Raw genomic sequence first — 23,976 nt, forward strand, 5'->3', positions numbered from 1 at the left:
ATGACCCACATCCTCGCCCTCGACCAGGGCACCTCCAGCTCGCGCAGCATCGTGTTCAACGGCGAGGGCCGCATCGTCGCGGTCGCGCAGCGCGAACTGCCGCAGATCTACCCCCAGCCCGGCTGGGTCGAGCACGACCCGATGGAAATCTGGCGCGGCCAGTTGGCCACCGCGCGCGAGGTGCTCGCCAAGGCGAAGCTGCAGCCGATGGACATCCACGCCATCGGCATCACCAACCAGCGCGAGACCACGCTGCTGTGGAACCGCCGGACCGGCCAACCGGTGCACCACGCCATCGTCTGGCAGGACCGCCGCGCCGAGCCTCTGTGCGCGAAACTGCGCGACGAAGGCCTGACCGACACCATCCGCGACAAGACCGGCCTGGTCATCGACGCGTATTTCTCCGGCACCAAGCTGCGCTGGCTGCTCGACAACGTGCCCGGCGCGCGCGAACAGGCCGAGCGCGGCGAGCTGGCCTTCGGCACGGTCGACAGCTGGCTCATGTGGCAGCTCACCGGCGGCAAGGTGCATGTCACCGACGTGAGCAACGCGTCGCGCACGATGCTCTTCAACGTGCACGACAACACCTGGGACGCCGACCTGCTGAAGGCGCTCGACATCCCCGCCGCGCTCATGCCGGAGGTGAAGCCGTCGAGCGCGCACTTCTGCGACACCGACGCTGCCTTGCTCGGCCGCTCGCTGCCCGTCGGCGGCGTGGCCGGCGACCAGCAGGCGGCCCTATTCGGCCAGGCCTGCTTCGGCCCCGGCATGGCCAAGAACACCTACGGCACCGGCTGCTTCCTGTTGATGCACACCGGCGACGCGTTCCAGCCCTCGTCCAACGGCCTGCTCGTGACCAGCGCCGCGCAGACCAGCGCGCAGCCGCAGTACGCGATGGAAGGCAGCGTGTTCGTCGGCGGCGCCGTCGTGCAATGGCTGCGCGACGGCCTGCAGGCCATCAAGGGAAGTGCCGAGGTACAGGGGCTGGCCGAGAGCGTGCCCGACTCGGGCGGCGTGATGATGGTGCCGGCCTTCACGGGCCTGGGCGCGCCCTACTGGAACGCCGAGGCGCGCGGCACGATCACCGGACTGACCCGCGGCACGACCGTCGCGCACATCGCCCGCGCCGCATTGGAAAGCATCGCCTACCAAAGCGCCGCCCTGCTCCAGGCGATGAGCCGCGATGCCGTTGCCGCCGGCGGCGCACCCGTCGCCGAGCTGCGCGTGGACGGCGGCGCCTGCGTGAACGACCTGCTGATGCAGTTCCAGGCCGACCTGCTCGGCATCCCGGTGCTGCGGCCGGAGGTCACGGAGACCACGGCGCTGGGCGCCGCCTACCTCGCGGGCCTGTCGACCGGTTTCTTCAAGGACATCGAACAGCTGTCGACGCTTTGGCGCGTGGAGCGGCGCTTCATGCCGACGATGGGGCGCCCGCAGGCGGGCGAGGCGATGGCCCGGTGGGAGCGCGCCGTTCGCCAGGCCACGGCCCTCTGAGGGGCCGCGACGCGCTCAGTGCGCCGGCACCAAAAAGTCCTGGCTGATCCGCCACCCGAGCTCGTTCACCCGATCGAGAAACTGCGTCAGGTACGCATGCAGCCCGGTCGCGAGGATCTCGTCGACGCGCGCGTACTGCAGGTCGGCCAGCAGCTTGCCGGCGCGGCGTTGCGTTTCGGCGCTCTGGTCGTTCTGCACCTTGGCGAGGTTGGCCACGACCTCGGCCAGGCTGGCATGCAGCGAACGCGGCATGTCGGGGCGCAGGATGAGCAGTTCGGCGACGCGCTCGGGCTTGATCACGTCGCGGTAGACCTTGCGGTACACCTCGAAGGCCGAGACGCTGCGCAGGATCGCGCTCCAGTGATAGAAGTCGTACTCCTGGTCCTCCTCGGTGGCGGCGCCGAAGAACTCGCTGTTGAGCGCGTGGAACTTGACGTCGACCAGGCGCGCCGTGTTGTCGGCGCGTTCGAGGAAGGTGCCCAGGCGCGAGAAGTAGAAGGCCTCGTCCTGCAGCATGGTGCCCAGCGTGACGCCGCGCGACAGGTGCGAGCGGAACTTCACCCACTCGAAGAACTGCGCCGGGTCGCGCTCGAACTCGCCAGCGCGCAGCATGCGGTTGACGTCGAGCCAGGTGGTGTTCTGCGTCTCCCAGGCCTCGGTGGTGAGCGCGCCGCGCACGGCGCGGGCGTTCTCGCGCGCGGCCTTCAGGCAGGAGATGATCGAGGACGGGTTCGACTCGTCCTTGACCATGAATTCCATCACCTCGTCGGGCACGATCTGGTCGTGCTTCTCGTTGTAGGCCGGCAGCAGTTCGCTGATGGACAAGAGGCCTTGCCAGCCGTACTTGGCGACTTCGGCCGACTGCGGCAGCAGCGAGGTCTGGTAGTTGACGTCGAGCATGCGAGCGGTGTTTTCCGCCCGCTCGGTGTAGCGCGACATCCAGTAGAGGTGGTCGGCGGTGCGTGACAGCATGTGGTCGTTCTCCTCGCTTCAGGCCGACTGGGTTTGTGTTTGGGTTTGCGACGGGGCGGCGGCCGGGGCGGCTGCCTTGGGGCGCCGGTCAGCCTCGAGGATCCAGGTGTCCTTGGTGCCACCGCCCTGCGACGAGTTGACAACCAGCGACCCTTCCTTGAGCGCCACGCGGGTCAGGCCGCCCGGCACCATCTGCACCTCCTTGGCCGACAGCACGAAGGGTCGCAGGTCGATGTGGCGCGGCGCGATGCCGGCGTCGACGAAGGTCGGCGAGGTCGACAGGCTGAGCGTGGGCTGCGCGATGTAGCCGTCGGGCTTGGCGATCACGGCCTGCTTGAATTCCTCGATCTCGGCCTGCGTCGCGGCCGGGCCGATGAGCATGCCGTAGCCGCCGGCGCCGTGCACTTCCTTCACGACCAGGTCCTTCATGTTGTCGAGCGTGTACTGCAGCTCGTCCTTGTTGCGGCACATGTAGGTCGGTACGTTCTTCAGGATCGGTTTCTCGCCAAGGTAGAACTCGATCATCTTCGGCACGTAGGGGTAGATCGACTTGTCGTCGGCCACGCCGGTGCCCACCGCATTGCTGATGGCGACGTTGCCGGCGCGGTAGGCGCGCATCAGGCCGGCGCAACCCAGCGTCGAGGTCGGGCGGAACACCTCGGGGTCGAGGAAGTCGTCGTCGACGCGGCGGTAGATCACGTCGACCCGCTTCGGGCCGCGCGTGGTGCGCATGTAGACGAAGTCGTCCTTGACGAACAGGTCCTGCCCCTCGACCAATTCGACGCCCATCTGCTGCGCCAGGAAGGCGTGCTCGAAATAGGCGCTGTTGTACATGCCGGGCGTGAGCACCACGACCGTCGGCTCGGCGGTGGCCGGCGGCGCGCTGGCGCGCAGAGTTTCCAGCAGCAAGTCGGGGTAATGGGCGACCGGCGCGATGCGGTTCTGCGCGAACAGGTCCGGGAAGAGCCGCATCATCATCTTGCGGTTTTCCAGCATGTAGCTCACGCCGCTGGGCACCCGCAGATTGTCTTCGAGCACGTAGTACTCGCCGTTGCCGTCGGCATCGGGCGCGCGGACGATGTCGATGCCCGAGATGTTCGAGTAGACATTGTTCGGCACCGTCACGCCCATCATCTCGGGGCGGAACTGCGCGTTGTCACGGATCTGCTCGATCGGGATGATGCCGGCCTTGACGATCTCCTGGTCGTGGTAGACGTCGTGGATGAAGCGGTTGAGCGCATTCACCCGTTGCACCAGGCCCTTTTCCATCGACTCCCACTCGTGCGCGGGAATGATGCGCGGCAACAGGTCGAAGGGGATCAGGCGCTCGGTGCCCGAACCGTCCTCGTCCTTGGCGCCGTACACCGCAAAGGTGATGCCGACACGGCGGAAGATCATCTCGGCTTCTTCCCGCCGGGATTTCATCAACTCGCCGGGCTGTTTGGACAGCCATTGGTCGTAGCGCTTGTAGTGACCCCGGATCGCAGCACCCGCATAGGGCAACTGCTCGTACATCTCATCGAATTTGTGCATGGAACGACCAATCTCCTTCGACATAGCTTAGCAAGTTCAAGGCCAAGCTTCGGGCGATCTTTGCACAAGCGCGGCTCGGCCGCTCAGTCTCCCCGCTCGACCAGGGCGTCCAAGACGACCGCGCCCTGTCCCCGGGCCGCGACCAGCACCGGGTTGACGTCGATCGAGGCGATGGCCCCGCCCGCCCCCACGATGAGCTGGCCGACGGCGACCACCACGGCCGCCAGCGCATCGATGTCCAGCGGCGGATCGCCCCGCACGCCCTCGAGCAGCGGCGCGATGCGCAGGGTGCGCAGGGCGGCCGTCACGTCGGCCGCAGCGAAGGGCGGCACAAGGACCGCGACGTCCTGCAGCGCCTCGACGTACTTGCCGCCGTCGCCCACCAGCACCACCGGGCCGAAGACCGGATCGATGCGCGCGCCGACCATGAATTCGTGCTGCCCACGGCGCATGGCCGCGACGATCACGCCTTCTTGCGCGGCGCCCAGTGCGGCCAGCTCGGCCCATTGCCGGTCGAACAGCGCGGCGGCCTCTGCGGCCGTGCCGACGTTCAGCGCCACCAGGCCATGCTCCGACTTGTGCGGCACGTCGCCCGAGCAGGCCTTGACCACGGCCGGTGCGCCCACGGCGGCCAGCGCGTCCGCCGCCTCCTTCGCGCTGCGGCACAGCCGGTGCGCCACCACCGGCACGCCGGCCGCGGCCAGCACCGCCAGGCTCTGTGCCTCGTTCAGGAACCGGCCGGTGCCCGGCGGCAGCGCAGGCGCCGCACCCGCAGCAGGCCAAGGCACGATCGCCTTGCGCATCAGCGCGGTGTGCGAGGCCAGCTGCGCCAGCGTGCCCAACGCATCGTTCTCGTTGGCATAGGTCGGGATGCCCTGCGCCTTGAAGGGCGCGGCCACCGAGTCCTGCCAGGCCGCCACCACCACCGGCTTGCCGGTGCTGCGCTCGAAGGCGGCGGTGTCGCGCGCGAAGGCCTCGACGTCGTAGCCCGCGCCCGCCACCGGGATGTTGATGAAGAACAGGTCGGCCGCCGGGTCCTGGGCCACCGCGGGCAACACATCGCCGAACAGGCCGCTGTTCGACAGCAGCGCCGCGGTGATGTCGATCGGGTTCACCGCCGTCGCGAAGCCCGGCAGCCGGCTCGCCACGTCGGCGCGCGTGGCGGGCGACAGCTCGGCCAGCGGCAGGCCGAGTTCTTCCGAGGCGTCGGCGCCCATCACGCAACTCGCGCCCGAGTTGCTGATGATCACCAGCCGTCGGCCCTCGGGACGCCAGCCCTTCAGATAGGCCTCGGCCGCGAGCGCCTGCGCATGCGGATCGCGCACCCGCCAGATGCCGTGGTGGCGGAAGAAGGCGTCGACCGCACGGTCCTCGTTGGCCAGCGAGCCGGTGTGCGACGACGCGGCCTTCTGCCCGCTTTCCGATCGCCCGGCCTTCACCGCGACGATCGGCAGGTCACGCTCGCGCGCATAGGCCGCGGTACGCGCCAGCAATTCGGGGTTGGCGATGTTCTCGAGGTACAGCAGCAGCAGCTTCACGTCGGGGTCGTGCGCCACCGCCCAGGCCAGGTCGGACACGGTGATGTCGGCCTCGTTGCCGGTGGCGTGCACATGGCGCACACCCAGGCCGCGGCCGCGCAGCAGGCCGTAGGCCATGGCGCTCATGCCGCCGCTCTGGCTCACGATGCCGACCGGGCCGTCGGCCGGCGGCACCTCCACGAACATGGTCGAGAAGCCGGCGAGCGCGCCGGTGCCGAAGTTGGCCAGCCCCTGCGTGTTGGGGCCATAGAGGCGCATGCCCGCGGCGCGCGCGGTGTCGACCATGGCGCGCTGCACGGCACGCCCCTCTTCACCCGTCTCACCGAAGCCCGACGCCACCACCACCACCGACTTCACGCCGCGCGCCGCGCATTGCGAGACCGCATCGACCGCCTTGTCGCCGCCGACGATGACCATCGCCAGGTCGGGCGCCTCCGGCAGCGCCGCGAGCGATGCGTAGCTCTTGAGCCCCTGCACCTCCTCGCGCGACGGATTGATCGGGTAGATGCGCCCGCCGAACCCGTGCTTGCGCATGTAGTAGATCGGCCGGCCGCCGATCTTGTGGATGTTCTCGGAGGCACCGATGACGGCAACGGACTGCGGGTTGAGGGCGGATTCGAGCAGGTCGGACATGGGAGGCTTCGCAGAAAAGAAAAGGAAGCGCCGGACTCAGCCGCGGCGCGCGTTGTTCAGGAAGGATGCGATGCCCTCGCCGCAGGCCTCGCTGTAGAGGCTGTCGACGAAGGCGTCGCGCTCGGCATCGAGCTGGGCCCGGCGCGAACGGCCGCGGGCCGCGTGCACCAGCCGCTTGATGCGCGCCTGCGCGTCGGCGGGGCCGGCGGCCAGCCGCTGCGCCCAGGCCATGGCGGTGGCGAAGGCCTCGCCGTGCGGCACCACGCGGTTCACCACGCCCAGCGCGTGCAGGCGCTCTGCCGTGCACACGCCACCATCGAGCAGCAGTTCCAGCGCCATCTGCGGCGGCAGCGCGCGCGCCAGCGAATCGGAGCCGCCACCGTCGGGCGTGAGCGCGAGCTTGACATACGACATGACGAACTTGGCGTCGTCGGCCGCGACGATCAGGTCGCAGCCGAGGCACACCGAGAAGCCGCCGCCCGCGGCCGCGCCTTCGACCGCCGCGATGACCGGCTGCGGCGCGTCGTGCATCGCCATCACCCAGTCGTGCAGCACGTCGAGGTGCGCGGCCTGCGTCTCGCGCGGCAAGCCGCGCTGGGCCGCGAGGCGCTTCAGGTCGCCGCCGCCGCAGAAGTGATCGCCTTCGCCCGTCAGCACGATGGCGCGCACCGTGCGGTCGTCCGCCGCGCGGCGCAGGGTGTCGACCGCGGCCCGGTAGAGCGACGGATGCATCGCGTTGCGCACCGCGGGGTTGCTGATGGTCAGCACCAGCACCGGTCCGTCCTGCCGGACGATCAGGCGCGCGCTGGTTTCAGGGTCGGGCATCTGCATCAGTCCACCTTGATGTCCGCCGTGCGCACCACCTTCGTCCACTTGGCGATCTCGGTGTGCAGCATCTTGGCGAAGGCCTCGGGCGTGGTCGGTGCCGCCTCGGCGCCGGCGTCGTACAGGCGCTGCTTGACCTGCGGGTCGCTCAGCGCCTTGCCGATGTCGGCGCTCAGGCGCTGCACCACGTCCTTCGGCGTGCCGGCCGGCGCCAGGAAGCCGGCCCACGAATACGCCTCGTAGCCGGGCAGGCCCGACTCGACCACGGTCGGTACGTCGGGCAGCAGGGCCGAGCGCTTGGCGCTGGCCACCGCGATGGCGCGCACCTTGCCGGCCTTGATCTGCGGCAGCGCGGTCGGCGCATCGCTGAACATGAACTGCACCTGGCCGCCGAGCAGGTCGGTCATGGCCGGCGCGCTGCCCTTGTACGGCACATGCAGCAGCTTCGTGCCGGCCTGCATGTTGAACAGTTCGCCCGCCAGGTGCGTGCCGCCACCGCTGCCGGAGGAACCGAAGCTCAGCTTGCCGGGCGAGCGCTTGTCGAGCGCGATGATGTCGGCCACCGTCTTCACGGGCACGTCCGGGTGCGCCACCAGCACCACCGGGAACATCGCGCCGAAGCTCACCGGCACGAAGTCTTTTTCGATGTCGTAGGTCAGCCGCGGCTTGAGGCTCGGCAACACCGAATGGTGGATGCTGCAGACGAACACGTTGTAGCCGTCGGCCGGCAGCTTGGCCGCGATCTCGGCCCCGACGATGCCGCCGGCGCCCGCGCGGTTGTCGACGATGGCCTGCTGGCCCCACATCTCCGACAGCTTCTGCGCCACGGCGCGGCCGGTGGTGTCGACCGGGCCACCGGCCGGGAACGGCACCACGAACTTCACCGGGCGGCTGGGGTACGCGCTCTGCGCGAAGGCAGGCACGGCGAGCGTGCCCATGGCTGCGGCCGCTACCGCGCCACCCAGCAGGGTGCGGCGGGTGATCGCGGGTTCCTGGATATCTGGGATATCTGTGGTCAGCATCGTCATCTTGTCTCCTCGTTGTAGGTCTGAAAACTCAAGCCGCGAACACGGCATGGCCGTGGTCGAGCACCACCTTGTCGCGCGCCGGCACGCGGACGCGAAAGCGCACGTCGTTGCCCTGGCGGAACAGCTCGAGCCGCAGCGTCTCACCCGGAAACACCGGGGCCGAGAAGCGCGCGTACAGGCTGCGCAGCCGCGTCGGGTCGCTGCCGGCGCACTGCGCCAGCAATGCATGCGCCGCGATGCCCCAGGTGCAGAGCCCGTGCAGGATCGGCCGGTCGAAGCCCGCCGCCCGCGCGGTTGGGGGGTCGGAATGCAGCGGGTTGCGGTCGCCGCACAGGCGGTAGAGCAAGGCCTGCTGCGGCAGCGTCGGGATGTCGACGATGGCCTCCGGCTCGCCCGTGGGCACCGGCACGGGCGGCGGCGGCGCGGCATCGCCGGGCACGTCGGCTGTCGCGAAGCCGCCGTTGCCGCGTGCGAAGGTGGTGTGGGTCACGGTCGCGAGCAGCGCGTCGCTGTCGGCGTCGTGCAGCGCCTTGTCGTAGGTGATGGTGGCGCCACGGCCCGGCCCCTTGTCGACGATGCGGGTCACGCGGTGGCGCGTGCGCACGGCGCCGGCCGCCGGCAAGGGCCGGTGCCACACGACCTGCTCCTCGCCATGCACGATCTGCGCGAAATCGATGCCGGTGGCCGGGTCCTGCATCCACGAGCCGGGGAAGCCCAGTACCACCGCCATGGTCGGCAGCGCCAGCGGCACATTCGGGACGTCGTTGACGAACTGCAACTGCCCGGGGTCGGTCGGGTCGCTGCCCAGGCCGAGCGCGAGGGCGTAGCGCATCGTGTCGTCGTTGCCGTAGCGCTGCACGATCTCGTCGAAGCGCCAGGCCTTGAGCCGATGGAAGTCGATCACCTCAATCCACCTTCGCGCCCGAAACCTTCACGACCTTCGCCCACTTATCGACCTCGGCGCTCATGAAGCGGCCGAAGTCCTCCGGCGAATTCCAGCTCGCGGCGAAGCCCTGCGCCTCGAACTTGTCCTTCACGTCGGGTGCGGCCAGCACCTTCTTCAGCTCGGCGCTGAGCCGGGCCAGCACCTCGGGCGGCGTGCCCGCCGGTGCGAGCAGCCCGTTCCACGCGATGGCCTCGTAGCCCGGCAGGCCGGACTCGGCCACCGTGGGCAGGTCGGGCGCGACCGGCGAGCGCGTGGCGCTCGTCACCGCCAGCGCCTTCAGCTTGCCGGCCTTCACATGCGGCATGGCCGACAGCATGGTGTCGAACATCAGCTGCGTCTGGCCACCCATGGTGTCGGTGAGCGCGGGGGCACTGCCCTTGTACGGGATGTGGTTCATCTTCACGCCGGCCATCGCCGCGAAGAGTTCGGCCGACAGGTGCGTCGACTGCCCGTTGCCCGAGGACGCGAAGTTGAGCTCGCCCGGCCTGGCCTTGGCCAGCGCGATGAGTTCGGCCACGTTCTTCGCCGGCAGCTGCGGGTTGGCCACGATCACCAGCGGCCCGCTGGTCAGCTGCGACACCGGCGCGAAGTCCTTCGACAGCGAGTAGCCGAGGTTCTTGAAGAGCGAGGGGTTGATGGCGTGCGCCGTGGTCGCGACCACCAGCGTGTAGCCGTCGGCCGGGCTGCGCGCCACCAGCTCGGCACCGGGGTTGCCGCCCGCGCCGGGGCGGTTGTCGACGATGAACTGCTGGCCCATCGCGTCCGACAGCTTCTGCGCGACCAGTCGCGCGACGATGTCGGTCGGCCCGCCCGGCGGGTACGGCACCACCAGCTTGACCGGCTTGGTCGGGTAGGCCTGCGTCTGCGCGAAGGCGGGCACGGCGAGGCACAGCGCGGCACCGGCCGCGGCGAGCAGGCGGCGGCGTGAGGGGAAGCGGATCGCATGCATGTCTTTGTCTCCAGTCGTTTTGTTCTCGTTGACGGATGCCCCGATGCGCCACGCGCTACCCGGTGGCGGGCGAAAAGCGGACCAGCGTGTGGCCGTCGTGCGCGAAGAAGCCGGCGGCCACGCGGTCGCCGATGCGCACGCCCGGGTCGGCGTGCGCCATCAGGCGCGGTCCTTCGTCGAGTTGCGCGATGACCAGCGTGTACGGCGCGAGCGCACGGAAGGCATCGGACGGCGCGCGCGACACCACGGTCACCGCATGCAGCGTGGCGGTGCCGCGTGCCGTCTCCCATGCAAGCGCATCGCTGCCGCAGTGCGCGCAGGCGTAGCGCGCCAGCGTCTGCGCGGTGCCGCACGCGGTGCAGCGCTGGAAGCGCAGCTCGTGCCGCGCCAGGCCGTCGACGAAGGGCGCTGCGAGCGCGCTGGAAGACGTGGCGGTCATGGCGAAGGTTCCTGCGAAAGAATCAGGCTCACATGCGAGGACATCACGCCGCCATCCGCGTGGACGAAGGCATGGCGCGGCCGGGCGACCTGGCGCTCGCCGGCCTGGCCGGTCATCTGCCGGAACACCTCGACCGCGTGTGCCATGCCGCCCGCCACCCCGCAGTGGCCGAAGGACAGCAGGCCGCCGTGCGTGTTCAGCGGCATCGCGCCGCCCGGCGCGAAGTCGCCGTTGCGCACGCGGTCGGCCGCACCGCCGCGCGGTGCGAAGCCAATCTCCTCCAGCAGCATGGTCAGCGTGATCGTGAAGGAGTCGTAGATGCCGAGATGGTCGATGTCGGCCACACCCAAGCCGGCGTCGGTGAAGGCGCGCTGCGCCGCGATGGCCGCGCCGCACTGCATCACGTCGGCCATCGCGCTCAGGTGCTGATGCCGATGCGCCTGGCCGGCGCCCGCCATCGCGACGCGCGGACCGTCACCGGGCACGGACGACACCACCAGCGCCATCGCACCGTCGGAGATCGGACAGCAGTCCATCAGCTTGAGCGGCGCGGCGATGGGCTTGGAGGCCAGCACGTCGGCCACCGTGATCGGCGCGGTGAGATGCGCGCCGGGGTGGCGTCGCGCATTGGCGCGCATCAGCACCGCGAACTCGGCGAGGTCGGCTTCGGTGGTGCCGGTCTCGTGCAGGTAGCGCGAGGCCATCAGGCCGTAGTACGCCGGCACGGACGCACCGTTGGGCACTTCGTAGTCGGGGTCGCCGACCTGCGCCAGCGTCTGGATGGCGCTGTCGCGCGACTGGCCGCTCAGGCGGTTCTCGCCGGCCACCACCAGCACGTGGCGGCAGCGACCGCTGCGCACCAGCTCGCACGCCAGCATGAGCATCGCGGCGCCCGTTGCGCCGCCCAGCTGCAGGCTGTGCGCGTAGGCCGGGTCGAGCGAGAAGCGCTCGCAGAACAGCGTCGAGAGCATCAGGTGCGGCAGCGTGGTGGCGTAGCCGCACAGCACGCCGTCGATGTCCGCGCGCTGCAGGCCGGCGCCCTGCAGCGCCTGCTGCGCGGCCTGCGCCATCAGGTCGAGCGCGCCCTGCCCTTCATGGCGGCCGAAGGCGGTGCCGCCGACGCCGGTGATCCATGCCGTCGTGGGGTTCGTCGCCATCAGTGCATCCTCCCGCGACGTGCGCCGGTGGCCGTCGCGCCGGTGTGGGCGGCGCGGCTCCACAGCACCTCGCAGGTGGCGGCCTCGCGCCGCAGCGCCTGCGCCAACTCGGCTTCGCGCGAGGTGATGCGGTCGTTGAGCGCCGCGATGCTGATGGCCGCGACCGGCCGGCCGTCGGCCCCGAGGATCGGCACCGCGATGCCGCCCATGCGCTCGACCACCACGTCGAGCAGCACCGCGTAGCCGCGCTCGCGCGCCACCCGGGCGTGGTCCTCCAGCAGCTGCGCCGTGATGCGTGGGTAGCGCTGCAGCTGTGGTGCGATCACCGCCAGCGCGGCTTGCCGTTCGGCCTCGGGCATCCAGGCCAGCAGCGCCAGGCTGCCGGCACCCACGCCTAATGGACGGCGGCTGCCGATGGACAGGTAGTTGGCGCGGATCGGGTAGCGGCCCTCTTCCACGTCGACGCAGAGCGACTCGATGCCACTCGGGATCGACAGGATCACGCTGTCCTCGAACTGACCGGTGAGCCGCAGCAGCGCCGGCCGCACCAGCGGGCGCGGGTCGAAGCGGGCCAACGCGGCGGCGCCCAGCACCAGCAGCTCGGCGCCCAGGCTGTAGTGCTTGCTGTGCGGGTCGCGCACGACGAAGCCGTCGTGCATCAGCACCTCGAGCAGGCGCAGCACCGTGGTCTTGTCCAGGCCGGTGGCGATCGCGATGTCGGTCAGGCGTGTGACGCCGGGGTCGGACAGCGCACGCAGGATGCGGCAGGCGCGTTCGACCGACGACGTGGGCTCCACGGCCCGCTGGGCCAGCAGGGAGGCAGGGGTGCGCGTTCTTCCGGGCATGTTGTCTCTTGTTTCGTTCAGCGGAACACCGCGAAGGCGTTCCGCATTGAACGCGGCGCGACTTTCCGGCGTCAAGCAAAGCCGCGAAAGTTGCTGCAGGCGAAACTTTTCAAGGGAAAACCCGGAGCGGTTCGGTCGCAGTCGCGTGACGCTGGAGCCCAAGCGCAGCGCGGCGTGCAGCACGCATTCAGGCTGGAACGGGCAAGGACCTGTACACCAATACCTTCAATGACCGTTCGTTGGACACGTCCGAGAAGCTGCTCGGGTTCGCCAGCCGCTCGACGAAAACCAGCTCTGGCGCCATGTCGCTCACGTGCTGCCGCAAAAAGTCTGGGCCCAGTTCCGGCGCGTTCAGGCACAGCAGGACATGGCCATTGGGCTCGAGCAGGTCCGGTATGCGTTTGATCAGCCGGGCGTAGTCCTTGGTGGCGACGAAGCTGCCCTTCTGATAGCTGGGCGGGTCCACGACGATCAGCGAGTAGGGACCGCCGCGTGTGATCTTCCCCCACGAACTGAAGATGTCGTGGGGAAGAAAACTGGCGTTGTCGAGCACGCCGTTCGCGCGGTGGTTCTGCTGCCCGATCGCCAGCGCACCCTTGCTCATGTCGAGGTTGGTGACGTGCCGCGCCCCCGCCTGCAATGCGACGACCGAGAACGCGCAGGTGTACGCAAACAGATTGAGCACCCTGACCCGTGACCGGGGCGTCGTGCGCGCTTTCACAAATGCCTGGACCCAGCGCCGGCCTTCGGCCATGTCCAGGAACAGCCCATGATTCTGGCCCCGACCCACATTGACCCGATAGCGAGCCCCCTCCTCGCTCACCCAGTGCGGGTCCGGCACGGAACCGGCCATCACCTGGGTGCTGCTCTGGCCTTCATGCCGGCACTGAACCACCCAGTTGAACGTCTCACTTGGCGCCAACTGCTCCCAGCGACGCGCCAGCGCGGAACCGATCGCAGCCAGTTCTTCGTCGGTCACCGGCTGGAAGCTGGTCAACACCCAGACCGGCGGGAAGAAGTCGAGCGACAGGTGCGCGCAGTCGGAGTGAAGCCCGCCGCGGCCGTGGAAGATGCGCTGCGCATCCACAGGCAGGTGGGTCGAAGCGATGGCGTCCAACAAGGGCTGCATAGGCGTGATTCGGAGCGAAGAGAGAGACGCTGATTCTGGCGGTAGCGCTGGGGATGCCACAGACGTTCGGGCGGTCGTTCCACTCAAGGCACGCGGTGGTGCCAGTAGCGCGCCTGGGTCTCGCGCGCGCAGCGCACCGCGCCAGGCGCGCGGCTCGACCACTGCGCCGCGCCGCAATGCGGGCTGTCGACGAGCGTCGTGCCGCGCGCGGCATAGGCCTCGCGCACCGGCAGCGCCGGGTGGCCGAAGCGGTTGCGGTAGCCCGCCTGCACCAGCGCCAGCCGCGGCTGGACCGCCTCGAGCAACGGCGGGCTCGACGAGGTCTTGCTGCCGTGGTGCGGCACCAGCAGCACGTCGGCGCGCAGGGCGCCGTCGGCGCTTCGGGTGACCAGTGCGACCTCCTGCGCGCGCTCGATGTCACCGGCCAGCAGCGCGGTGGCGCGTCCGTTGCCGATGCGCAGCACGCAGGAGACGGTGTTGGGCTTGGCCGACGGAACGGCGTAGTCGGCGGCGACCGGGTGCAGCACTTCGAAGTCGACGCCGTCCCAGGTCCAGCGCTGGCCGGCGATGCAACGTTGCGCCGGCCGCAGCGCTTGCAGCGGATGACTTGCCTCGATCGAACTCAGCAGCGCGGCCTGCGGCTGCATGGCGAGCACGGCCGGCGCGCCGCCGGTGTGGTCGCTGTCGCGGTGGCTCAGCACGACGGTGTCGAGCCGCTCGCCCAGCGCGCGCAGCAGCGGCACCAGCACGCGGTGGCCGGCATCACTCTCCAGGCTGTAGCGCGGGCCGGCGTCGTACAGCAGGCTGTGGCTGGCGGTGCGCACCAGCACCGCATTGCCCTGGCCGATGTCGGCGGCCAACAGCTCGAACTCGCCGACGGGCGGGCGTGGCGCCTGCCACAGCAACACGGGCAACAACAGGGGCAGGCCCAGCACGCGCATCGACCAGGGCAGTCGCATCACCAGCAGCACGCCGCCCGCCACCCCGCCGACGGCGGCCCACAGCGGCGGCGCCGCCATCGACACGGTCGCGAACGGCCACGCCGCGAGCCACTGGAGCCACCACGACAGGCCCTGCACGGCCCACGCCGCCGCATCCCAGGCCCACGGCAGCAACACGCCGAGCATGGCCAGCGGCGTGACGACCAGCGTGACCCAGGGGATGGCCAGCGCATTGGCGATCAGCCCGACCACCGACACCTGCTGGAACAGCAGGAGCGTGAGCGGCGTGAGCGCCAGCGTGACGACGGCCTGCTCGCGCGCCAGCCGGCCGAGGCGATGTCGCCAGGTCATCGCCTGGCCGGCCTCGGCCATGGCATCGGTTGCGAACAGCGCCGCCACGGCCACGAAGCTGAGCCAGAAGCCGGCCTGCATCAAGGCCCACGGGTCGACCGTCACCACCACTGCGCAGGCCAGCAGCCACACGCAGGGCCACGGCCAGCGCCGACCGGCGATGCGCAGCAGGGCGATGGTCGCCAGCATCCACACCGTGCGCTGCGAGGGCACGCCCCAACCGCTGAAGAGCGCGTACAGCCCGGCCAGTGCGACGCCGACGACGAGGGCGGCCTGCTGCGCCGGCCAGCGCAGCATCAGGCGCGTGCTGCGCCGCCACAGCGCCCCGACGAGCAAGGCCGCGAGCCACGCGAACATGGTGATGTGCAGACCCGAGATCGCCATCAGGTGGGCCACGCCCGTCGCGCGGTAGACGTCCCAGTCGGCGCGGTCGATGGCGCCCTGGTCGCCGGTCACCAGCGCGGCGATCACACCGGCCAGGCGCCGGTCGGTCACGCGCTCGAAGACCGCGTCGCGCACGGCTTCGCGGGCGCGCTCGACCGGGCGTTGCCAGGTGGCGGCGAGGCGTTCCGGCGGCGCATCGCGGGCGCCGGTGCGCACGTAGCCGGTCGCCTGCACGCCCTGCTCCCACATCTGCAGTTCTTGATCAAAGCCATGCGGGTTCAGGTTGCCGTGCGGCGCCTTGAGGCGGACGGTCAGCCGCCAGCGCTCGCCGGCGTGCAGTGCATCGGGGCGCCGAAGCGGCGGCGGCGCGACCGACGCCTCTTCCGCCCCGCGGCCCCAGAGGCCGGTGCCTTCGGCATACCAGCCCAGCGCGATGCGGCGCGGCACGCGCGGCGGCGGTGGCTCGCCGGCCGACCCGGCCCACTGCGCCGACTCGACATCGAGCCGGAAGCGCGTGCCGCCGTCGTCGTGTTGCGGCATCTGGGCGATCACGCCCGTCACCTGAAGGTCGTGACCCTCGAGCGACGGGTCCAGCGCGTCGTCGGCATGGACCGCCGCGCGCCATCCCGTGAGGCCGGCACTGGCGAGCGCCGCGACCACCAGCAACGCGGCCAGCGCGCCTCGGCCGTGGCGGCGGGCGCGCCCCATGGCGTACAGCACCAGGCTCGCTGCACCGGCCATCACCCCATAGCGCCAGGCTGGCCACAAGGCCGCCTGCTGCAGTTGCAGGGCGGCGCCCACGATCGCGCCGGCCATGGCCACAAAGGGCGCCCAGCCGCGCAGGTCGTGCTGCGCCCTCACGAAATCGCTTCCTGATCCATGCGGCAGGCCCTCCCTCTACACGCTTTTCGTGGCGCGTTAATTGCTTTGCCGGTGGGCTAGTATGCGTCTCACCCGAGGCCCGTCGCCGCTCCGAGAAAAACCGATGTCCATTCACGCCGCACTCCACCACGTCACCCACTACAAGTACGACCGTCCGGTGCAGCTCGGCCCGCAGGTGGTCCGCCTGCGTCCGGCACCGCACTGCCGCAGCAACGTCATCTCCTATTCGCTGCGCATCGAGCCCGAACAGCACTTCATCAACTGGCAGCAGGACCCGTTCGCGAACTACCAGGCCCGCCTGGTCTTCCCCGAGAAGACGCGCGAATTCAAGGTCACGGTCGACCTCGTGGTCGAGATGGCGGTCTACAACCCCTTCGACTTCTTCCTCGAGCCGCAGGCCGAGAACTTCCCCTTCAAGTACACGGCCGAGCAGGCCGACGAGCTCGCGCCCTACCTGGTCGTGGAACCGGCCACGCCACTGGTCCAGGCCTACCTCGACAAGATCGACCGCACCGAGAAGCGCACCATCGACTTCCTGGTCGGCATCAACCAGCAGGTGCAGGGCGACGTCGACTACCTGATCCGCATGGAGCCCGGCGTGCAGACGCCGGAAGAAACGCTCACCAACGGCAGCGGCTCCTGCCGCGACTCGGGCTGGCTGCTGGTGCAGCTGCTGCGCCACATGGGCCTGGCCGCGCGCTTCGTCTCGGGCTACCTGATCCAGCTGACGCCCGACGTGAAGGCGCTCGACGGCCCGAGCGGCACGACGGTCGACTTCACCGACCTGCACGCCTGGTGCGAGGTCTACCTGCCCGGCGCCGGCTGGATCGGCCTCGATGCCACCTCCGGCCTGCTCGCCGGCGAAGGCCACATCCCGCTGGCCTGCACGCCCACGCCCTCGAGCGCCGCGCCGATCGAAGGCGTGGTCGACGAGGCCGAGGTCGAGTTCGGCCACGAGATGGTCGTCACGCGCATCCATGAATCGCCCCGCGTCACCAAGCCCTATACCGACGAGCAGTGGGCCGAAGTGCTGGCCCTGGGCGACGCCGTCGACAAGCGCCTGGCCGCCGGCGACGTGCGCCTGACGATGGGCGGCGAGCCGACCTACGTGGCCACCAGCGACCGCGACGCCGCCGAATGGAACACCGACGCGCTCGGCCCGACCAAGCGCGGCTACGCCACCGAGCTGGTGCAGAAGCTGCGCGCCGAATACGGCAACGGCGGCTTCCTGCACTTCGGCCAGGGCAAGTGGTACCCGGGCGAGCAATTGCCGCGCTGGGCGCTGTCGATCTTCTGGCGCGCCGACGGCCAGACCATCTGGCACAACCCGGAACTCTTCGCCGACGAGCGCGTGCCGACGCACTACACCAGCGAAGACGCGCGCCGCTTCACCACCGTGCTGGCGCACCGCCTCGGCCTGACCGAGCGCTACATCCAGCCCGGCTACGAAGACACCTACTACTACCTCTGGCGTGAGCGCCGCCTGCCGGTCAACGTCGACCCCTTCGACTCGAAGCTCGACGACGAGATGGAACGCGTGCGCCTGCGCCGCGTGTTCACGCAGAAGCTCGACGCCGTCATCGGCTACATGCTGCCGATCGAGCCGGGCAACGCCGACCGGGACGCACCGGCGCTCGAAGGCCCCGGCTGGAAGACCGGGCCCTGGTTCCTGCGCGACGACCGCATGTACCTGATCCCCGGCGACTCGCCCATGGGCTACCGCCTGCCGCTCGACTCGCAGCCCTGGGCCAGCAAGGGCGACTACCCCTACCTGGTCGACCGCGACCCGACCGCGCCGCTGGCCGACCTGCCGAACTACGCCGACTACCGCACGCGCTACGCCGGCCTGCCGACCGGCCCGAAGGACGACCTGGGTGCCGTGCCCTACGCCTTCGGCACGCCGCCGCAGACGCCGGCCGCCCTGCGCATGCAAGGCCCGGGTACCGCGACGGCGACCAGCGCCGCGACAGGCCCGGGCGCGGCTTCAGCGGACGGCACCGACCCCACCACCCCGCGCCAGCCGCGCCGCGGCGAGTCGGCCCACTGGATCACCCGCACCGCGCTGTGCGTCGAGGTGCGCGACCCGCGCCGCGCCAACGGGCCGGCGGCCGAGAAGGTCGGCAGCTCGTCGGGCGTGCTCTACGTCTTCATGCCGCCGCTGCGTCGCCTGGAGGACTACCTCGACCTGGTCGCCGCCATCGAGGCCACGTCGCAGCAGCTCGGCCTGCAGATCGTGATCGAGGGCTACCCGCCGCCGCGCGATCCGCGCCTGAAGATGCTGGCCGTCACGCCCGACCCGGGCGTGATCGAGGTCAACATCCACCCGGCCAACAACTGGAAGGAACTGGTCGCGCACACCGAGTTCCTGTACGACGCGGCCTTCGAAACCCGCCTGTCGGCCGAGAAGTTCATGACCGACGGCCGCCACACCGGCACCGGCGGCGGCAACCACTTCGTGATGGGCGGCGCCACGCCCGCCGACAGCCCCTTTCTGCGCCGGCCCGAGCTGCTGGCCAGCCTGCTGCTGTACTGGCACAACCACCCGTCGCTCAGCTACCTGTTTTCGGGCATGTTCATCGGCCCGACGAGCCAGGCGCCGCGCGTCGACGAGGCCCGTAACGACCAGGTCTACGAGTTGGAGATCGCGCTCAAGGAGATCGCGAAGAACCGCGAGATCTACGGCCAGAACATGCCCGCCTGGCTGGTCGACCGCACGCTGCGCAACATCCTGGTCGACGTGACCGGCAACACGCACCGCAGCGAGTTCTGCATCGACAAGCTGTACTCGCCCGACTCCTCCACCGGCCGCCTCGGCCTGCTGGAACTGCGCGCCTTCGAGATGCCGCCGCATGCGCGCATGAGCATCGCGCAGCAACTGCTGCTGCGCGCCTTCATCGCGCGCTTCTGGGACGAGCCCTACCAGGCGCCGGCCACCCGCTGGGGCACCGAGCTGCACGACCGCTTCCTCCTGCCGACCTTCGTCAAGATGGACTTCGAGGACGTCATCAGCGAGATGCGCCAGGCCGGCTTCCCCTTCGACCCGAACTGGTTCGCGCCGCACCTCGAATTCCGCTTCCCGCTGGTCGGCCAGGTGCAGGCGATGGGCGTGGAGCTCTCGCTGCGCAATGCGCTCGAACCGTGGCACGTGATGGGCGAGGAAGGCTCGGCCGGCGGCACGGTGCGCTATGTCGATTCGTCGCTCGAACGCATCGAGGTGCGCGTGACCGGCCTCAACGAAAGCCGCCACGTCATCACGGTCAACGGCAAGGTGCTGCCGCTGCAGCCCACCGGCACCGTCGGCGAATTCGTCGCCGGCGTGCGCTACAAGGCCTGGAACCCGCCGTCGGCGCTGCACCCGAGCATCGGCGCGCACGCGCCGCTGACCTTCGACATCGTCGACACGTGGATGAAGCGCTCGCTGGGCGGCTGCCAGTACTTCGTCGCCCACCCGGGCGGGCGCAACTACGACACCTTCCCAGTCAACGCCTACGAGGCCGAGAGCCGGCGCATGGCGCGCTTCACCCGCATGGGCCACACGCCGGGGCTGATGAAGGTGCCGCCAGCGACGATCGAGCTGGCCGGCAGCCGCGAGTTCCCGTTCACGCTCGACCTGCGACGATGAGGCTGCCCACGCGGCCGTATGGCGCAGGTGCCGGCGTTTTATCGTGGGGCGGCTGCCGCGCGCGCATGACCACGGTGTGACAATCGGCGCACCGTGGAACCGTTGAACGACTCCCTTTTCGGCGCGCAATCGCTCGAATCTCCCGCCGCGCTGGCCTCGGCGCTGGCGCCGCCGGCTGCGCCCGGCCATTTCGACGAACTCCGGGGGGCCGCCACCCCGGCGGCTGCGCCCCGCCAGCAGCCCGCGCCGGCCGGTACGCCCCTGCACGACGCCGCGCTGCCGCCACCCGCCGCCCCCGAATCGCCCGGCCCGGCAACGGCCACCCCCGAACTGACGCCGCCCTGGGCGCGCTTCTTCGAACACCTGGGCAGCGGCGGCTTCACCGACCTCCCGCGGCGCGCCATCAACCTGGAGCGGCAGATCCGCGACAACGGCGTCACCTACAACGTCTATGCCGATGCCGATGGTCCGCAGCGGCCGTGGTCGCTCGACCTGTTCCCCCTGATCGTCTCGCCCGAGAGCTGGACGCAGATCGAGGCCGGCGTGCTCCAGCGCGTGCGCGTGCTCGACCGGGTGATGGCCGACGTCTACGGCCCGCAGCAGCTGCTGGCCGAAGGCCTGCTGCCCGACGCGCTGGTGCGCGGGCATCCCGGCTACCTGCGCCCGATGCATGGCGTGAAGCCGCCCGGCGACACCTGGCTGCACATCGCCGCCTTCGACCTGGCGCGCGGCCCCGACGGCAACTGGTGGGTGGTGTCGCAGCGCACGCAGGCTCCCTCGGGCCTGGGCTACCTGCTGGAAAACCGGCTGGCGGTGTCGCGCCAGTTCCCGCAGGCCTTCGAGGAGTTGCAGGTGCAGCGCCTGGCCGCCACCTACAGCGCCATGATGGAAGGCCTGCAGCGCATGTGCCCGGCCGGTTCGCCACCGCACATCGCCCTGCTCACCCCCGGCCCCTACAACGAGACCTACTTCGAGCACGCCTACCTGGCGCGCTACCTGGGCATCACGCTGGTCGAGGGCAACGACCTCACGGTGCGCGACCAGCGCGTCTACCTCAAGACGCTGCAGGGCCTGCGGCCGGTGCACGGGCTCATCAAGCGCCTGGACGACCAGTTCCTCGACCCGCTCGAGCTGCGGCCCGATTCCACGCTGGGCGTGCCCGGCCTGCTGCAGGCCATTCGCGCCGGCAACCTGCTGGTCGCCAACATGCCGGGCTCGGCCTTCCTCGAATCGCCGGCGCTGCTGGGCTTCCTGCCCGCGCTGGCGCGGCGCCTGATCGGCGAGAAGCTGCAGTTGCCCGCGCTGCCGACCTGGTGGTGCGGCGAGCGCGCGGCACTCGAGTCGGCCCTGCCACAACTGGGCGACTGCGCCATCAAGGCGACCTACCCCGGCTACGACTCGCACACCAGCTTCGAGGCCGTGCTGGGCAGCCGCATGAGCCGCCGCGAACTCGACGAATGGGCCGGCCGCATCGTGCGGCAGGGCGACGAGCACACGGTGCAGAGCTACCTGCCGCTGTCGCAGATGCCGACCTGGGCGCCGAACTTCGGCCGCGGCCACATCGCACCGCGCGCCGTGATGCTGCGCGTGTTCGCGGTGAGCGACGGCCCGCAGTCGTGGCGCGTGCTGCCCGGCGGGCTGGCGCGGCTGGCCGGTGCCGACGCGCAGATCGCCTCGATGCAGCGCGGCGGCAGCAGCGCCGACGTCTGGGTGCAGACGCACGGCGAGGTCGACCGCACCACCCTGCTGCAGCCGCATGCCACACCGGCCTCGCTGGCACGGCACCGGGCCCCGGTGACCAGCCGTGCGGCCGAGAACATGTTCTGGCTGGGCCGCTACACCGAGCGCGCCGAGAACGCCGTGCGCCTGGCGCGCCTGGTGCTCGACCGGCTCGGAGGCGAGGAGCCCTCGTCGCGCCCGCTGCTCGAGTGGCTGCACGGGCTGTCCACGCGCAACACGCTGATCGCGCCCGAGGTGCCGATCGGCACCAAGGCCCGTCGTGTGTTCGAGCGCGCACTGATCGCCGACCTCGGCAACGTCGAGACCGGGGGCAGCGTCGGCTACAACCTGCGCTGCGTGCGGCAGGCCGCCGCCGCGGTGCGCGAGCGCCTGTCGCAGGACCACTGGAACCAGATCGTGCGCGCCGAGGAGGAATTCCTGCGCCGCACGGCCGAGCAGGAGGGCGAGGAGCGCGATGGCAGCTTCGCGGCCGGCGCCGCGCTGCACTCGCTCGAAGCCGCCAGCGCCGCACTGTCGGCCATGACCGGCGCCCAGACCGATCGCATGACGCGCGACGACGCGTGGCGGCTGCTGTCCATCGGCCGCCACATCGAGCGCCTGGCCTTCCTCTCGAGCGCGCTGGCCGCGGGATTCAAGGGCGGCGCGGTGCACGAGGTCAACGGCTTCGAGGCGATGGTCGCGCTGTTCGACAGCACCATCACCTTCCATGCGCGCTACCAGCAGCGCCGCGACGTTGCCACGCTGGTCGACCTGCTGGTGCTCGACGGCGACAACCCGCGCTCCCTGGCCTGGGTCACGCAGACCCTGCGCGGGCGCATCGCCCGGCTCGCGGGCAGCGCCCCGGGCAAGCTCACCGCGCTGTCGTACGAACTGCCCGACCCGGCGATGTGGACGCTGGAGAACCTCTGCGAGGTCGACGCCGACGGCCAGTACCCGGCGCTGGTCCAGCTCTTCGAATTCTGCGAGACCGCCGCCTACCACGTGTCCGACGCGATCGGCATCCGCTACTTCACGCTCACCTCCGAGTCGCTGCGCTCGGTAGGCGTCTGACCATGCTGCTGCACGTCACCCACGAAACACGCTACGACTACGCGCCGCCGGTCGAGACGGCGCAGCACCTGGCGCACCTCAAGCCGCGCGAGACGCCGTCGCAGCGGCTGGTGAGCCATGCGCTGTCGATCACGCCCGCGCCGGCGCAGCAGAACGAATCGCCCGACCTGTACGGCAACACCCGCGCCTTCTTCGCGCTCGAATCGACGCACGAGGAACTGGTGGTCACGGCCGAGAGCGTGGTCGAGACCTCCACGCCCGTGCTGGCCGCCAGCATCGCGCGCGAGCTGCCCTGGGAAGAGGTGCGCGAGCGCTTCCGCTACCGCAAGGGCTCGCGCTTCGATGCCGCGTCCGACTTCGTCTTCCCGTCGCGCTACGTGCCGCGCCACGACGACTTCGCCACCTATGCGCGGCCCAGCTTCGCGCCCGGCCGGCCGACCTTCGACGTCGCCACCGACCTCATGCAACGCATGTACCGCGACTTCGACTACGACGCGGGCAGCACCGAGATCAGCACCCCGGCCGTCGAGGCGCTGGCGCAGCGCAAGGGCGTGTGCCAGGACTTCGCGCACATCCTCATCGCCTGCTTCCGCACCATGGGCCTGCCGGCGCGCTACGTCAGCGGCTACCTGCTGACGCAGCCGCCCCCCGGCCAGCCACGGCTGGTGGGCGCCGATGCCTCGCATGCATGGGTGTCGGTCTACCTGCCCGGCGCCGACGGCCCCGGCGACTGGGCCGACTTCGACCCGACCAACGGCCGCCAGCCCGGCGAGGACTACGTGACCCTCGCCATCGGGCGCGACTACGCCGACGTGTCGCCGATGCGCGGCGTGCTGCATGGCGGCGCGCGCCACACGCTGGACGTCGGCGTCACCGTGCGGCCGCTCGAGGAACTGCGGGCTGAGGCGGCCGCTGCGGCACTCGCCGCCGGCAGCTCGCAAACTCAAGCGCAGTCGCAAAGCCAGTCGCAATCGTCATCCTGATTCTGCGCGGGGCCGCCGCGCGTCCGTTAACCTCGGACACTTTTCATCCGGAGCGATTTCCATGAGCGTTTACGACAAACTCACCCAACTCGGCATCGAACTGCCACCCGTCTCGGTGCCCGCCGCGGCCTATGTGCCCTTCGCCAAGACCGGCAACCTGGTCTTCCTGTCGGGCCACGTCGCGAAGAAGGACGGCAAGCCCTGGGTCGGCAAGCTGGGCGAGAACATCACGACCGAAGAAGGCAAGCTGGCCGCCCGCGCCGTCGCCGTCGACCTGCTCGGCACGCTGCACGCGGCCACCGGCGACCTGAACAAGATCACCCGCATCGTCAAGGTAATGAGCCTGGTCAACTCGACCCTCGCCTTCACCGAACAGCACCTGGTGACCAACGGCGCGAGCGAGCTGCTGGCCGAAGTGTTCGGCACCGACAAGGGTGCGCACGCGCGCAGCGCCTTCGGCGTGGCGCAGATCCCGATGGGGTGCTGCGTCGAGATCGAGTTGATCGCCGAAGTGGCCTGACGCGTGCGCTACCGT

At 70.4% G+C, this 23,976-nt stretch carries 17 protein-coding genes; 5 read left to right on the plus strand and 12 right to left on the minus strand.

Features of this window, described 5'->3' with window-relative positions; all coding sequences use genetic code 11:
* A complete protein-coding gene (gene glpK, locus QTH86_RS07820; RefSeq protein ID WP_286645237.1) occupies positions 1-1,494 on the plus strand; it encodes a glycerol kinase GlpK in 1,494 nt (497 codons plus the stop codon).
* Positions 1,495-1,509: 15 nt separating this feature from the next.
* Here the strand turns inward: glpK and QTH86_RS07825 are convergent, their stop codons facing one another.
* The 12 genes from QTH86_RS07825 to QTH86_RS07880 form a co-directional block, all read right to left on the minus strand.
* Positions 1,510-2,466, minus strand: a complete 957-nt coding sequence (locus QTH86_RS07825; RefSeq protein ID WP_286645236.1) for an alpha-E domain-containing protein — start codon at positions 2,464-2,466, stop codon at positions 1,510-1,512.
* A gap of 18 nt (positions 2,467-2,484) precedes the next feature.
* A complete protein-coding gene (locus QTH86_RS07830) occupies positions 2,485-3,999 on the minus strand; it encodes a circularly permuted type 2 ATP-grasp protein (protein ID WP_286645235.1) in 1,515 nt (504 codons plus the stop codon).
* 83 nt (positions 4,000-4,082) lie between these two features.
* Positions 4,083-6,170 carry an acetate--CoA ligase family protein gene (locus QTH86_RS07835; protein WP_286645234.1) on the minus strand — a complete coding sequence of 696 codons (2,088 nt, stop codon included), beginning with the start codon at positions 6,168-6,170 and terminating at the stop codon, positions 4,083-4,085.
* Positions 6,171-6,206: 36 nt separating this feature from the next.
* Complete coding sequence (locus tag QTH86_RS07840; RefSeq protein WP_286645233.1) at positions 6,207-6,995, minus strand: oxepin-CoA hydrolase, alternative type; 789 nt, start codon at positions 6,993-6,995, stop codon at positions 6,207-6,209.
* A 5-nt stretch (positions 6,996-7,000) separates the two neighbouring features.
* Complete coding sequence (locus tag QTH86_RS07845) at positions 7,001-8,017, minus strand: tripartite tricarboxylate transporter substrate binding protein (protein WP_444813797.1); 1,017 nt, start codon at positions 8,015-8,017, stop codon at positions 7,001-7,003.
* A gap of 34 nt (positions 8,018-8,051) precedes the next feature.
* Positions 8,052-8,927 (minus strand): MaoC family dehydratase, encoded by an 876-nt coding sequence (locus QTH86_RS07850; RefSeq protein WP_353505986.1) that lies wholly within the window; start codon positions 8,925-8,927, stop codon positions 8,052-8,054.
* Between the two features lies 1 nt (position 8,928).
* Complete coding sequence (locus QTH86_RS07855) at positions 8,929-9,918, minus strand: tripartite tricarboxylate transporter substrate binding protein (RefSeq protein WP_286645231.1); 990 nt, start codon at positions 9,916-9,918, stop codon at positions 8,929-8,931.
* A 55-nt stretch (positions 9,919-9,973) separates the two neighbouring features.
* A complete protein-coding gene (locus QTH86_RS07860) occupies positions 9,974-10,357 on the minus strand; it encodes a Zn-ribbon domain-containing OB-fold protein (RefSeq protein ID WP_286645230.1) in 384 nt (127 codons plus the stop codon).
* Entirely contained in the window at positions 10,354-11,514 is a 1,161-nt protein-coding gene (locus tag QTH86_RS07865) for a thiolase family protein (RefSeq protein WP_286645229.1), read from the minus strand. The genes QTH86_RS07860 and QTH86_RS07865 overlap by 4 nt, the downstream gene beginning before the upstream one ends.
* Positions 11,514-12,359 (minus strand): IclR family transcriptional regulator, encoded by an 846-nt coding sequence (locus QTH86_RS07870; protein WP_286645228.1) that lies wholly within the window; start codon positions 12,357-12,359, stop codon positions 11,514-11,516. Before QTH86_RS07870 ends, QTH86_RS07865 begins: the two co-directional genes overlap by 1 nt.
* 187 nt (positions 12,360-12,546) lie before the next feature.
* Positions 12,547-13,488: a class I SAM-dependent methyltransferase gene (locus QTH86_RS07875; protein ID WP_286645227.1), complete on the minus strand. Its 942-nt coding sequence runs from the start codon at positions 13,486-13,488 to the stop codon at positions 12,547-12,549.
* Between the two features lie 83 nt (positions 13,489-13,571).
* Entirely contained in the window at positions 13,572-15,980 is a 2,409-nt protein-coding gene (locus QTH86_RS07880; protein ID WP_286646741.1) for a DNA internalization-related competence protein ComEC/Rec2, read from the minus strand.
* A 169-nt stretch (positions 15,981-16,149) separates the two neighbouring features.
* Here QTH86_RS07880 and QTH86_RS07885 point away from each other — a divergent pair, with 169 nt between their 5' ends.
* From QTH86_RS07885 to QTH86_RS07900, 4 genes are all read left to right on the plus strand, one after another.
* Positions 16,150-19,668: a transglutaminase family protein gene (locus tag QTH86_RS07885; protein WP_286645226.1), complete on the plus strand. Its 3,519-nt coding sequence runs from the start codon at positions 16,150-16,152 to the stop codon at positions 19,666-19,668.
* A gap of 93 nt (positions 19,669-19,761) precedes the next feature.
* A complete protein-coding gene (locus QTH86_RS07890; protein ID WP_286645225.1) occupies positions 19,762-22,458 on the plus strand; it encodes a circularly permuted type 2 ATP-grasp protein in 2,697 nt (898 codons plus the stop codon).
* A 2-nt stretch (positions 22,459-22,460) separates the two neighbouring features.
* Positions 22,461-23,441, plus strand: coding sequence for a transglutaminase family protein (locus tag QTH86_RS07895; protein WP_286645224.1), 981 nt, complete (start codon positions 22,461-22,463; stop codon positions 23,439-23,441).
* Positions 23,442-23,502: 61 nt separating this feature from the next.
* Positions 23,503-23,961 carry a RidA family protein gene (locus tag QTH86_RS07900; RefSeq protein WP_286645223.1) on the plus strand — a complete coding sequence of 153 codons (459 nt, stop codon included), beginning with the start codon at positions 23,503-23,505 and terminating at the stop codon, positions 23,959-23,961.
* Positions 23,962-23,976: the final 15 nt, after the last annotated feature.

This window comes from Variovorax sp. J2L1-78, from assembly GCF_030317205.1.
Taxonomy (GTDB): Bacteria; Pseudomonadota; Gammaproteobacteria; order Burkholderiales; family Burkholderiaceae_C; genus Variovorax; species Variovorax arabinosiphilus.

Excerpts from the sequence above, each read along its gene's own strand:
- glpK (WP_286645237.1), top strand. The coding sequence starts at position 1 with ATGACCCACATCCTCGCCCTCGACCAGGGCACCTCCAGCTCGCGCAGC.
- QTH86_RS07825 (WP_286645236.1), bottom strand. The coding sequence starts at position 2,466 with ATGCTGTCACGCACCGCCGACCACCTCTACTGGATGTCGCGCTACACC.
- QTH86_RS07830 (WP_286645235.1), bottom strand. The coding sequence starts at position 3,999 with ATGCACAAATTCGATGAGATGTACGAGCAGTTGCCCTATGCGGGTGCT.
- QTH86_RS07835 (WP_286645234.1), bottom strand. The coding sequence starts at position 6,170 with ATGTCCGACCTGCTCGAATCCGCCCTCAACCCGCAGTCCGTTGCCGTC.
- QTH86_RS07840 (WP_286645233.1), bottom strand. The coding sequence starts at position 6,995 with ATGCCCGACCCTGAAACCAGCGCGCGCCTGATCGTCCGGCAGGACGGA.
- QTH86_RS07845 (WP_444813797.1), bottom strand. The coding sequence starts at position 8,017 with ATGCTGACCACAGATATCCCAGATATCCAGGAACCCGCGATCACCCGC.
- QTH86_RS07855 (WP_286645231.1), bottom strand. The coding sequence starts at position 9,918 with ATGCATGCGATCCGCTTCCCCTCACGCCGCCGCCTGCTCGCCGCGGCC.
- QTH86_RS07860 (WP_286645230.1), bottom strand. The coding sequence starts at position 10,357 with ATGACCGCCACGTCTTCCAGCGCGCTCGCAGCGCCCTTCGTCGACGGC.
- QTH86_RS07865 (WP_286645229.1), bottom strand. The coding sequence starts at position 11,514 with ATGGCGACGAACCCCACGACGGCATGGATCACCGGCGTCGGCGGCACC.
- QTH86_RS07870 (WP_286645228.1), bottom strand. The coding sequence starts at position 12,359 with ATGCCCGGAAGAACGCGCACCCCTGCCTCCCTGCTGGCCCAGCGGGCC.
- QTH86_RS07875 (WP_286645227.1), bottom strand. The coding sequence starts at position 13,488 with ATGCAGCCCTTGTTGGACGCCATCGCTTCGACCCACCTGCCTGTGGAT.
- QTH86_RS07880 (WP_286646741.1), bottom strand. The coding sequence starts at position 15,980 with ATGGCCGGCGCGATCGTGGGCGCCGCCCTGCAACTGCAGCAGGCGGCC.
- QTH86_RS07885 (WP_286645226.1), top strand. The coding sequence starts at position 16,150 with ATGTCCATTCACGCCGCACTCCACCACGTCACCCACTACAAGTACGAC.
- QTH86_RS07895 (WP_286645224.1), top strand. The coding sequence starts at position 22,461 with ATGCTGCTGCACGTCACCCACGAAACACGCTACGACTACGCGCCGCCG.
- QTH86_RS07900 (WP_286645223.1), top strand. The coding sequence starts at position 23,503 with ATGAGCGTTTACGACAAACTCACCCAACTCGGCATCGAACTGCCACCC.